An 11990-nucleotide genomic window follows, 5' to 3' on the forward strand; every position below is an offset into this window, starting at 1 on the left:
GAGTTCGTCCTCAAGGATGGGCCGGATCAGGCGTTCAGCGCCATCTGCCCGGCGCGTTCGATGTTGCGTTCGAGCTGGACCTTGCCGCCCACGTACTGTCGCGGCCAGCGCACGTTCTGGTAGCCCTGGTCGGCGGCGGCATGCAGCGTCCAGGCCGGGTCCGCCAGGTGGGGGCGGGCGAGGGCGCACAGATCGGCACGGCCGGCGGCGATGATGGTGTTCACATGGTCGGCCTCGAAGATGTTGCCGACCGCGATGGTGGGCACATGCACTTCGTTGCGGATCTTGTCGGAGAAGGGGGTCTGGAACATGCGGCCATAGACGGGCTTCTCTTCCTTGCTCACCTGTCCGGATGAGACATGCACGATATCGGCGCCCGCCGCCTTGAACAGGCGGGCAATCTCGACCGCGTCCTCGGGCGTGGTGCCGCCGGGCACCCAGTCGTGTGCCGAGATCCGCACCGACATCGGCTTGTCTTCCGGCCAGGCTGCGCGCATCGCCTCGAACACTTCGAGCGGATAGCGACAGCGGTTCTCGAGGCTGCCACCGTATTCATCCGAGCGCTGATTGGTCAGCGGCGAGATGAAGGACGAGATCAGGTAGCCGTGCGCGGCGTGGAATTCGATCAGATCGAAGCCGGCGGTGTGGGCGCGGCGTGCCGCGGCAACGAAGTCGTCGCGAACCTTGTCCATGTCGGCGCGGGTCATCTCGCGCGGCACCTGGGAGACGCCCGGCATCAACGGCAGGGGCGAGGCTGAAATCAGCGGCCAGTTGCCGGATTCGAGCGGCTGGTCGATGCCTTCCCAGGACAGCTTGGTCGAGCCTTTGCGACCGGCGTGACCGATCTGCAGCCCCATCTTGGCGTCGCTGTTGGCGTGCACGAAATCGACGATGTCTTTCCATGCCGCAGTCTGGGGGTCGTTCCAGATGCCGGCGCACCCCGGGGTGATGCGTGCTTCCGGGGAGATGCAGGTCATTTCGGTCATGACCAGGCCGGCGCCGCCCAGGCCACGTGCCGTGTAGTGCTGGAAGTGGAAACCACCGGGGATCCCGTCGACCGCCGAGTAGGTGCACATCGGGGAGACGACCACGCGGTTGCCGAGGGTCACGCCACGCAGCTTGAAGGGCGTGAACATCGGGGGCACCGGCGGTTGTTGCGGATCGACCGGCAGGCCGGCCTGCTGCTGGAACCAGCGGTCGTACTGCGCCATGTATTCGGCGTCGCGCATTTTCTGGTTGGCGTGGCCGACGCGCTGGCTGCCGGTGAGCAGCGAGAAGGCAAACTGCTCGGGCGCCATGTCGGTGTAGTCGGCGACGTTCTCGAACCAGGTCATGCGGTTGCGGGCAGCACTTTGCAGCTTGAGCGCTTCGATCTCGCGCTCTTCCTGGTAGCGGGCGAGGCGCTCCGGCACCGAGCCGTCGGTGCTGTTGAGCACCTTGACCAGCGAAATGGCGTCTTCCATGGCGAGCTTGGTGCCCGAGCCGATGGCGAAGTGCGCCGTGTGGGCCGCGTCGCCGAGCAGCACGATGTTGTCCTTGTACCAGCGCTCGCACAGCACCCGGTTGAACTTCAGCCACATGGCCGAGCCACGCAGGTGGCGGGCGTTGGAGACCAGCTCATGGCCGTCGAGCAGATCGGCAAACAGGTTTTCGCAGAAGGCGATGGACTCTTCCTTCTCGAACTGGTCGATGCCGGCCTTGAGCCAGGTTTCTTCCGGGGTCTCGACGATGAAGGTGGACCAGTCTTCATTGAAACGGTAGGCGTGCAGATTGAACCAGCCCCACTCGGTTTCCTTGAATGCGAAGGTGAACGCATCGAGCTTCTTCTTGGTGCCCAGCCAGATGAAGCGGCACTTGCGGGTGTCGATGCGCGGATTGAAATGCGCTTCGTACTTGCTGCGGGCGGTGGAGAACACGCCGTCGGAGGCGATGACCAGATCGTAGTCGGCGGCGTAGTCGTCCGGATCCCTGATCTCCTGCTCCCACACCATGTTGACGCCCAGTTCGGCGGCACGCGCCTGGAAGATCTGCAGCAGCTTCAGGCGGGCGATACCGCAAAAGCCATGGCCGCTCGAGGTGATCTTGCGATCCTTGAAATAGACGTCGATGTCGTCCCAGTGATGGAAGTTGGCTTCGATTTCCTCCACCACCTTCGGGTCCGCCTCGCGAAAGCCGTCCATGGTCTGGTCGGAGAAAACGATCCCCCAGCCGAAGGTGTTGTCGGCAGCGTTGCGGTCGATCACGGTGATGTCATGGTCCGGATTGGCCTGCTTCATCAGGATCGAGAAGTACAGTCCGGCGGGGCCTCCGCCCAAGCAAACGATACGCATGGTGTTCTCCTGTGGTGTGTGGCTCGTACGCTCGGTCGTTGTCGGGACTACTTTGATCGAGCGTCAATGTTTAGTTAAAAATATTTCATGTCTAAACTAACAAGTCAAGATAATTTTATAACTAAACTAATTCGGTCAAAAAAAGCAGGGCGGAAACGCCCTGCGCTCAGGAAGCCGGGTTGTGTTTGGCCAGCAGGCTCTTCATCTTGCCGAGCAGATCGTGCAGCTCATGCTGCTCGTCGTCATCGAGGGACGAGAGCAGGGAGACCACCCAGTCTTCGTGGCTGCGTGCCATCTGGGCAAACAGATCTCTGCCCTTGTCGGTCAGCAAGAGGAAGTAGGCGCGACGATCGGTCGGATCATCGCGGCGTTCGATCATGCCTTCAGCCACGAGGCGGTCGGCCAGCCCGGTGACGTTGCCACCGGTCACCATCAACAGTCGCGACACTTCGCGCATGCGAAGCCCTTCGGGGTGACGGTACAGCTGGGACATGAGGTCGAAGCGCGCCAGGGTGGTATCGAACTCGTCGCGCAGCCGGGTGCGCAGGGTGCTCTCGATCAGATTGTGGCAGGCCAGCAGCCGCAGCCACAGGCGCAGTGCGACATGATCCTGCCCGGGATGCGGCGTTTGCATCGCGGAGGCAGGTTCAGGTGTCGCGGCCTGAGCGCGTTTCGACATGAGGCTCTTCTCGGCAGGAGGAATGACGTCGGCGCCGGCCTTGGAGAGGTGCGCCCGAAGGCGGATTATAGCGGCTGACTCAATACTTGACACTTAAATTTCCTCCGCTGTGACAGCGCGTCGCGCCTGTGGGGGCGGGCCCGGGGGCGCGATGTCGTGTCGGGTGGTCCGCCCGGTCATCGCGATCAGCAGATTGGCCATTTCCACGGCGGCGCGCGCGCAATCCTCGGCCTTCTGGCGCACCCGGACGTGGGCCTGGGCGTCGGTGAAGCAGGTGAGGATGCCGTTGGCCACCGGAATGCCGGTGTCGAGCTGCACCGCCATGACGCCACGGGAGGCTTCGTTGGAGACCACCTCGAAGTGGTAGGTCTCGCCGCGGATGACGGCCCCCAGGGCGATCAGCGCATCGAAATTGCCGCTCTGGCCCATGGTTTGCGCCACCAGGGGGATCTCGAGTGCACCGGGGACCGAGACGACCGTGGCGGCGGCGCCGAGGTGTTCGAGTTCATGGACACAGGCGTCGCGCAGGGCGTCGCAGATGTCGGCGTTGAAGCGGCTCACGACCACGCCGATGTGCAGTCCGCTGCCGTCCAGCTCGGGCGCGCCGCCTGTGTTGGTGTTAACGCGAAGCATGGCAAGGCTCCTCGGGCGAGGTCACGAAACCGGTGACCTCAAGGTCGAATCCGGCCATCGAAGGCAGGTTGTGGGGGCTCGAGAGCAGACGCACGCGCCGCACACCCAGGTCGCGCAGGATCTGGGCGCCGATGCCGTAGGTCCGCGTATCCCATCTGGGCCGACCGCGTGCGCGCTGGCCGCCCAGGCGCGCCAGGAGGGTGGCCTCGTCCTCGGGGCTGCGCATGAGCAGAATCACGCCGTGACCATGATGGGCCAGGGCGGCCTGGGCCTGATCGATGGAAAACGCCTGTTCGCGGCTGGCGGGGTCGATGAAGTCGAGCACCGACAACGCATCGTGCACACGGGCCACGGTGTCTTCGCCCGCCGGGATGGTGCCCTTGACCATGGCCAGGTGGGTTGTGCCCGAGCTGCGGTCGCTGTAGGCATGGAGGGTGAACGGACCGTGCGCGGTGTCGATCGGTTTGCTGGCAACCCGCTCGACGAGCTTCTCGGAGGCGGCGCGGTAGTGGATCAGATCGGTGATGGTGCCGATCTTAAGTCCGTGATGCCGGGCGAATTCCACCAGTTGCGGCAGCCGCGCCATGGTGCCGTCGTCGTTCATGATCTCGCAGATCACCGACGCGGGCTGCAGGCCGGCCAGGGTCGCCAGGTCGCAGCCGGCTTCGGTATGGCCGGCGCGCACCAGCACACCGCCCGGTCGCGCCATGATCGGAAACACGTGTCCCGGTTGAACGATGTCGTTCTGTGTGGCGTTGGCGGCCACCGCGGTGCGGATGGTGTGCGCCCGGTCGGCCGCGGAAATGCCGGTGGTGACGCCCTTGGCCGCTTCGATCGAAACGGTGAACGCCGTGCTGTACGGCGAGCCGTTGGCCTGTGCCATCTGCGTCAGGCCAAGTTTGCGGCAGTGCGCCTCGGTGAGTGTCAGGCAGATCAGGCCGCGGGCATGGCGGGCCATGAAGTTGATGGCTTCCGGCGAGACGAAGTCAGCAGCAAGTACCAGATCGCCTTCGTTCTCGCGGTCTTCCTCGTCCACGAGCACGACCATGCGACCGGCCTTGAACTCGGCAATGATCTCTTCTGTGCTGGCAATGGGGTAGGGCATGACGGCTCCTCGACGATCGTCTTTCGGGCAAAGGTGATGATTAAAGTGAATGTTAATTAAACTATTGTGTCAAGAACTATTTAGATATAAAGTATTTTCAACGGTGACTTGAAACAGGTCCGAAAGCCGTACCGTGGCCTGATCACGGAAGCGGCGCGATGCAAAACGGTGAAGCCGGTCGCGAGGCACGAAACAAAGCACTTGCCTCTTCCGGGCTTTTAGGTCTTTAGTGATAGGAAGGTGCGAAAAATACGTGCCAGTGCATTAGTTGTATTGCCCAACGGAGTTCGATCATGTCTTCCACATCCGCGCACCTGGTGCTGCCCGATGCCCGTCCCGCTCACGCGCCGCTCAACGCGTTTCCCGTCTTTCGCTCCAACGATCTTGAAGAAGTCCGGGACGAAGTCGGCCGCGTGTTCTGCTCGCATCGTCTGGAGCAAGTGGGGGCGAGTCAGCCCCTGGCCGCGGTGCACAACCGGGTCCGCATCGGCGAAACGGCACTGAACTACCTGGCCTACGGCAGCGATGTACTCATCCACCCGGGGTGCCTGCAGAACTTCTATCTTGTTCAATTGCCGCTGCAGGGCAGCGCATTGATCGAGTCGGGTCGTGAGTCGATCGATTCCTCGCCACGATCGGGATCGATTCTCAATCCCGACGAGCACATCAGAATGCGTTGGAGCGTGGACTCCGCGCAGTTGCTGCTCTGGATTCCGCGTGAATCGGTGGAGCGGCGTGTGGCGGAAGTGCTGGGACATGAACTGAATGCTCCCATGCGCTTCGACGTGGCCTTGAGCCAGGCCGTGGGGCTCACCAGCGCCTGGTGCACCATGGTCAAGGATCTGGCGCGCAACGTGGATGCCAATGGGGTCGATTGGTTGCGCTTCCGCCCGGCGGCCGGTGCCCTGGAGGACTGCCTGATCCGGGGCCTCATCTACCAGCAGCCGCACAACTATTCCGACCTGCTGTTCAGTCCGGTCGCCCCGGGGCACTCGCGGCAACTGCAGCGGGCGGTCGAATTCATTGAAGAGACGGCGGTGGACGCCATCACCGTGGCCGACATTGCCGAGCATGCCCACCTGAGTATCCGGGCGCTTGAAGAAGGCTTCCGCAAGCACTACGACACCACGCCCATGCTCTATCTGCGCAACAAGCGGCTGGAGCAGGCGCGTGCGGCGATCATCACCAATGCGCTGGCGGGCTCGCCCCAGAAAATCACCGAAATTGCCTTCCGCTTCGGCTTCAATCACATGGGGCGCTTTTCCGCCTACTACCGCGAGCGCAACGGCGAGACCCCATCCGAAACCGCCCGCGCGGCCCTGCGCCTGCACGACTGAGGGCGCACGCCGCCCCGACCGGGCGTCTCCCCGACATCTGAACCGACACACCGGCATCGCCCGGTGATGGCGGCTGCCGCCGGCTGAGCGGCGGCTTCGCCATGTTGTCCGCCGTGTGCCAACGGTGGCGCCTTCGCGCGCCTTCCCTCCCGTTGTCTTGTCCGTCCTGGGCGCGCCATCCCGCGTCTGCCGGCGCTTGCCGGTCATTCTGTGGCCCGTCCCTCCTGAGCGCTATCCGAATGTCGCGGCGCGACGTTCATCCAAGAACGCGATTTTCGGATAGCGGTTCAGCGGTTTCTGGATAGCGGCCATGCGTGCATCTCGCGACACTGGATTCGTCCCTGCCACGAACAGACGGAGAAGCACATGAACGGCATCGAAGGAAAGACTGCCATCGTATCCGGTGGTGCAACCATGATCGGCGAGGCGGTTGCGGCTGATCTCGTCCGCCGCGGTGCACGCGTCGTGATTGCCGACATCAACGCCGAGACCGGCGACCGGGTGGCTCAACGCCTGGGCTCGGCCGGTTTGTTCCAGGCGACCGACATTACCGACGACACGCAGGTCTCGGCCTGTGTGGACGTGGCGGCAGAGCGCTTTGGCGGTGTCGACTTCCTGATCAACTGCGCCTGTAGCTACGTGGATGAGGGCGCCGAGTCCACCCGCGAGCAGTGGCTCGCCTCCCTGAACGTGAACGTCGTAGGCGCCGCACAGCTGATCAAGGCATGCCGGCCGCACATGGTCCGGCGCGGTGGCGGCTCGGTGGTGAATTTCTCGTCCATATCCTCGGGCGCGGCCCAGGCCGGGCGCTGGCTGTATCCGGTCGGCAAGGCCGCCATCATGCAGCTGACCCGCAGTGCCGCCCTGGATCTGGCTTCCGACCGGATTCGCGTCAATGCCGTGGCACCGGGCTGGACCTGGTCCTCGGTGATTGCCCAGTTGTCCGGCAACGATCGCGCCAAGGCGGATCGCGTGGCCGCTGACTACCACATCCTCGGCCGCCTCGGCCTGCCTGAAGAAGTCGCCTCGGTGGTCAGCTTCCTGCTGTCCGACGAGGCCGGTTTCGTGACCGGTGCGGAGTACGCCTGCGACGGCGGTTACTCGGCGCTCGGCCCCGAGGGCAGGGCGGCTGCCATTGCCCGCTTGATTGATTGAGGAGGGCGGAATGATCCGGATGATCCGCCGCCTTTTCGGCCACACCAAGAGCCTATTTTCCAAGGAGCGAAGAGACATGGAACAAGAACAGAAAACCGGCCGCAGCGTTGCCATCGTGGGTGCCGGCCAGGCCGGCCTGCTGCTGGGCTGTGCCCTGCTGGAGCGCGGCTACAAAGTCACCATGGTGACCAACCGGACGGCCGAAGAAGTCTGGAACGGCCGTGTGATGTCCTCCCAGTGCATGTTTGACCCGGCACTCCAGATCGAGCGCGACTGGGGCATGAACCAGTGGGAAGCGCCCTGCCCGGACATCGAGGGGCTGAGCGTCTCGATCCCGGCGCCGGACGGCAGCGGCAACAAGGCGATTCACTGGGCGTCACGACTCAATGCCGTCGCGCAGTCGGTGGATCAGCGGGTGAAGATGCCCGGCTGGATGGCTGAATTCGAACGTCGCGGTGGCGAGCTGATCATCGAGAACGTGGGCGTGCCCGAACTGGAGCGCCTGGCCGCTGCTCATGAACTGGTGTTGCTGGCCGGTGGCAAGGGCGAAATCGTGAATCTGTTCCCGCGCAACGAAGCTCGCTCGCCGATCCGCCAGCCGATGCGTCAGCTGGCGCTGAGCTATGTGACCGGGATGAAGCGCCACGACTACCACGAGTGCGTGAACTTCAACCTGATCCCGGGCGTGGGTGAGTACTTCGTGTTCCCGGCGCTGACCACCAAGGGCGAGAAAGACACGCAGGCCTGCGACATCATGGTGTTCGAGGGTGTGCCCGGCGGTCCGATGGATTGCTGGGGCGATGTCAAGACGCCGGAAGAGCATCTGGAAAAGAGTCTCGAGGTCCTCAAGACCTTTGTGCCCTGGGAATACGAGCGTTGCCGCGACGTTCAGCTCACCGACGACAACGGCCGCCTGGCCGGGCGCGTCACGCCGATGGTGCGCAACGCGGTGCTGAGCCTCCCGTCCGGCCGTCAGGTGATGGGCCTGGGCGACGCGATTCTGGTCAATGACCCGATCACCGGTCAGGGCTCCAACAACGCCACCAAGAGTGCCAAGCACTACTTCGATGCCATTGTCGCCCGCGGCAACCAGTCCTTCGACAGCGACTGGATGACCCGCACCTTTGACGATCTCTACAACGGTTACGCCGAGCCGGTGGTGCGCTGGACCAACAGCCTGCTGTTCCCGCCGCCGGAGCACATCGTCAAGCTGCTGGGTGCCGCACAGCAAGCCCCGGCGCTGGCCGCCCGCATTGCCAACGGATTCAACGATCCGCGCGACTTCAAGGACTTCTGGTTCGACGCTGCCGCGACGGACCGCCTGATTGCCCAATCGATGCAAGCCCAGGCGGTGGCCTGAGCCGCGCCAGACCCGACAGAGAGGATTTCCATGAACAGCTCAAACAGAATCAAGCAGATCGTCCGCACCCTGGGTTTCATCGGTGCGGCGGTGAGTGCCGCGCCCGCCCTGGCCACGCAGGGCACCTTTCCCCATGGCTACGGTGTCAAGTCCGAAGGCATGGGCGGTGTGGGCATCGCGCTGCCGCAGGACGCGGTGGCCGGCGCGACCAACCCGGCTGGCATGGTCGAGGTTGGCACGCGTGCCGACATCGGCATGGCGCTGCTGCAGGTGGATAACGGTGCCTACTTCGGTGGCACCAACTACGACGGCGGTAGCGAGAAGGATCTCTACCTGATCCCGCAGCTGGGCGTGAATTACATGATCGACACCGAGACCTCGATCGGTCTGAGCGTGGTGGGCAACGGGGTGGGCACCGCACACGACAAGGTCAACGTGGGCGGCATGCAGCGCCCGAAGTCGGAATACAAGCAGATGGTGAGCACCGTGTCGCTGGCTCGCCGTATCACGCCGAACCAGCGCGTCGGCGTGGGTCTGGTGCTGGCCTATCAGCGTCTGGCGCTGCACGGCCCGGGTAGCCTGGGTTTGCCGCAGGGGCACGACTCCTCCTTCGGCTACGGACTGTCGCTCGGCTGGCAGGGCAAGGTGCTGCCGAACCTGACACTCGGTGCCACCTACGCCAGCAAGATCGACATGGGCCGGATGGACAAGTTCGACAAGCTGCTGGCTGACGATGGTGACCTGGATGCACCGGAACACTACGGCATCGGCGCGGCGCTGAACCTGGGCGCCACGACGCTGGCCGCCGACGTGATGCGCATCCTGTGGTCGGACGTGAAGTCCCTCGGCAACCCGGGCGTGGCGATCGCCACGGGGGCGCCGGGCGACAAGGACGGCCCGGGCTTCGGCTGGCGCGACCAGACCGTGTGGCGCTTCGGTGTCGCTCATCAGTTCAACGAGCAACTCACCCTGCGCGCTGGCTATAACCAGGGTAATCAGATCCTTGATTCAGCCAGTACCTACCTGGGCATCGTGGCGCCGTCGGCCAACCGCAAGCACTGGACCCTGGGCGCCACCTACCAGATCGATCCGGCAATGGAATTGTCCGTGGCCTACGCGCGTTCCCCCAAGGAGCGGGTGAAGGGCGATGGCCCGGGACCGAACGGTTCGACCGATCTCTACATGGGCCAGGACTGGCTGTCCCTGAGCCTGGGCATGCGCTTCTGAGCAGCGCCCGGCAGACAAGGAGAAACACCATGTTTGATACACGCCAATTTCGCAACGCACTGGGGCATTTCGCCACGGGCGTGACCGTCGTGACCACGCTGGACGCCGAACGCCAGCCGGTGGGGGTGACGGTCAACAGCTTCAGCTCGGTTTCGCTCGAGCCGCCACTCATCCTGTGGAGTCTCGCCAAGAAGTCGTTCAGCCGCACGGCCTTCGAAACGCATCCGTCGTTTGCGGTGCATGTGCTGGCGGCCGACCAGGAGGACATCTCCAACCGTTTCGCCCGCGCCGGGGAAGACAAGTTCGCCGGCGTCCAGACCCGCGACGGCCTGGACGATGTCCCGGTGCTGCCCGGTTGCGCGGCGGTGTTCGAGTGCAATACCGAGTTCATCCACGATGGGGGCGATCACATCATCCTGGTCGGCCGGGTGCAACGCTTCGCCACCTCGGAGCGTCCGCCGCTGCTGTTCTATCGTGGGCAGTATGCGGTACCCGAGCCCGAGCACAGCAGTCCGTTTTCCGGGCTGATGCGGGTGATGGCAGCGGCCACGGCCTGAGCGATACGGCCATGAGCACCCACGACGTCATCATCATCGGTAGTGGCATCAACTCCCTGGTCTGCGCCGGGGTGTTGGCAAAGCGTGGCCGCAAGGTGCTCGTGCTCGAGCGCGAGACGGTGCTCGGTGGCTGTATCCGCACCGAACAATTGACCGCACCCGGGTTCGTGCACGACACCATGTCGACCGCACACCCGCTGTTTGTCACTTCGCCCGGCTACGCGGAGCTCAAGGACGTGTTGCACGCCAACGGGCTGGACTACGGGAACAACGCAACGCCCACCGGCGTGCTGCTGCCCGACGGGCAGTCCCTGGTCATGGCGACCTCGCGCGACGCCAACGTGCGTGCCCTGAATGCGCTGTCGGCCGGCGATGGCGATGCCTATGGCGAGGCCATGGCGCTGATCGAGCAGAACGCCGAGTTCATCTTCACGCTCCTGGGCAACGAGCTGTGGAGCGGGCGTGTCGCCAAAACGCTGGCCAGCCGGGTGTGGAAGCAGGGCATGCACGAGACGGCTTCGTTCTTCGGCCCCGCGATGCAAAGCTGCCGGGCCTGGCTGGAGACGCACTTCCGCTCGCCCCTGGCCCAGGCCCTGCTGGCGCCGTGGGTGCTGCACACCGGTCTGGGGCCGGAGAGCGCCATGTCGGCGCTGATGGCCAAGGTGGTCGCCTTCACGCTCGAAGCGGTGGGGCTGCCCATCGTGCGCGGTGGCAACGCCAGAACGGTGGATGCCTTCCGTGCGCACATCGAGGCGTGCGGCGGGCAGTTCCGCACCGGCGCGGATGTGGACCGGATTCTCGTTCATCGCGGCAAGGTGCAGGGGGTCCGGCTGGCGGACGGCTCCGTCATCGAAGCGCGCGAGGTGGTGGCCAATGTCACCCCCACGCAACTCTATGGGCGGTTGCTCAAGGGCGACGACGCGCCGCCCGCGCTGCGCAGGCAGGCCGCCGAGTACCGCTACGGCAAGGGCAACATGCAGATCCATCTGGCCCTGTCCGAGCCGCCGCGCTGGCCGGAAGCGCATCTGGGCGAGGTGATCTACCTGCACCTGACCGATGGACTCGATGGGGTGTCGCGTTCGGTGAACGAGGCCGATCGCGGACTGTTGCCCAGCGCGGGCACCATCTGCGTGGCCCAGCCCTGCGCGGTGGATCCGTCACGTGCCCCGCAGGGGCAGTCGGTGCTGTGGGTGCAGGTGCCCGAGTGCCCGCGTCACATCAAGGGCGACGCCGCCGGGCGGATCGACGTACCGGCCGACGGGCGCTGGAACGCACCGGTTGCCGAGGCCTACGCCGACCGCATCGTCGAGCGCATTGCTGCCCAGGTGCCGAATCTGGCCGGGTCCATCCTCGGCCGCAAGGTCATCTCGCCGGCCGATCTCGAGACGATGAACATCAACCTGGTCGGGGGCGACCCCTACTCGGGTGAATGCAGTGTCGATCAATACATGCTGTGGCGACCGATGCGCGGGGTGAAGAACCATGAAACCCCGGTGAAGAACCTCTACCAGATCGGTGCTTCGACGCACCCGGGCCCCGGGCTGTCGGGCGCATCGGGTTTCCACGTGGCCTGCGCGCTCACGAAATGAATCAAGGGAAGGAATCGA

10 protein-coding genes are annotated in these 11990 nt (G+C 64.6%); 6 read left to right on the forward strand and 4 right to left on the reverse strand.

The features are described 5' to 3' along the window. Nucleotides 1-26: 26 nt before the first annotated feature. From J0W34_RS04545 to ribBA, 4 genes are all read right to left on the reverse strand, one after another. Complete coding sequence (locus J0W34_RS04545; protein WP_230970870.1) at nucleotides 27-2330, reverse strand: bifunctional salicylyl-CoA 5-hydroxylase/oxidoreductase; 2304 nt, start codon at nucleotides 2328-2330, stop codon at nucleotides 27-29. A gap of 166 nt (nucleotides 2331-2496) precedes the next feature. Next, nucleotides 2497-3009 carry a MarR family winged helix-turn-helix transcriptional regulator gene (locus J0W34_RS04550; RefSeq protein WP_227815796.1) on the reverse strand — a complete coding sequence of 171 codons (513 nt, stop codon included), beginning with the start codon at nucleotides 3007-3009 and terminating at the stop codon, nucleotides 2497-2499. A gap of 93 nt (nucleotides 3010-3102) precedes the next feature. After that, nucleotides 3103-3642: a 6,7-dimethyl-8-ribityllumazine synthase gene (gene ribH, locus J0W34_RS04555; RefSeq protein WP_230970871.1), complete on the reverse strand. Its 540-nt coding sequence runs from the start codon at nucleotides 3640-3642 to the stop codon at nucleotides 3103-3105. Next, complete coding sequence (gene ribBA / locus J0W34_RS04560) at nucleotides 3629-4747, reverse strand: bifunctional 3,4-dihydroxy-2-butanone-4-phosphate synthase/GTP cyclohydrolase II (RefSeq protein WP_230970872.1); 1119 nt, start codon at nucleotides 4745-4747, stop codon at nucleotides 3629-3631. The genes ribH and ribBA overlap by 14 nt, the downstream gene beginning before the upstream one ends. A gap of 293 nt (nucleotides 4748-5040) precedes the next feature. On the opposite strand from ribBA, the gene J0W34_RS04565 reads away from it, so the two are divergent. The 6 genes from J0W34_RS04565 (at nucleotide 5041) to J0W34_RS04590 (ending at nucleotide 11972) form a co-directional block, all read left to right on the forward strand. Then, entirely contained in the window at nucleotides 5041-6084 is a 1044-nt protein-coding gene (locus tag J0W34_RS04565) for an AraC family transcriptional regulator (RefSeq protein WP_230970873.1), read from the forward strand. A 366-nt stretch (nucleotides 6085-6450) separates the two neighbouring features. After that, on the forward strand, nucleotides 6451-7239 hold the full coding sequence (locus tag J0W34_RS04570; RefSeq protein WP_230970874.1) for an SDR family oxidoreductase: 789 nt from the start codon (nucleotides 6451-6453) through the stop codon (nucleotides 7237-7239). 76 nt (nucleotides 7240-7315) lie between these two features. Beyond that, nucleotides 7316-8599, forward strand: coding sequence for a styrene monooxygenase/indole monooxygenase family protein (locus tag J0W34_RS04575; protein WP_230970875.1), 1284 nt, complete (start codon nucleotides 7316-7318; stop codon nucleotides 8597-8599). Nucleotides 8600-8629: 30 nt separating this feature from the next. Beyond that, entirely contained in the window at nucleotides 8630-9826 is a 1197-nt protein-coding gene (locus tag J0W34_RS04580) for an OmpP1/FadL family transporter (RefSeq protein WP_230970876.1), read from the forward strand. 29 nt (nucleotides 9827-9855) lie between these two features. After that, nucleotides 9856-10383 carry a flavin reductase family protein gene (locus J0W34_RS04585; RefSeq protein ID WP_227815803.1) on the forward strand — a complete coding sequence of 176 codons (528 nt, stop codon included), beginning with the start codon at nucleotides 9856-9858 and terminating at the stop codon, nucleotides 10381-10383. 11 nt (nucleotides 10384-10394) lie between these two features. After that, the gene (locus J0W34_RS04590) at nucleotides 10395-11972 is read left to right on the forward strand and encodes a phytoene desaturase family protein (protein ID WP_230970877.1); all 1578 of its coding nucleotides are present in this window, start codon (nucleotides 10395-10397) and stop codon (nucleotides 11970-11972) included. The last annotated feature ends 18 nt before the right edge of the window (nucleotides 11973-11990 follow it).

This window comes from Nitrogeniibacter aestuarii, assembly GCF_017309585.1.
GTDB classification, from domain to species: domain Bacteria; phylum Pseudomonadota; class Gammaproteobacteria; order Burkholderiales; family Rhodocyclaceae; genus Nitrogeniibacter; species Nitrogeniibacter aestuarii.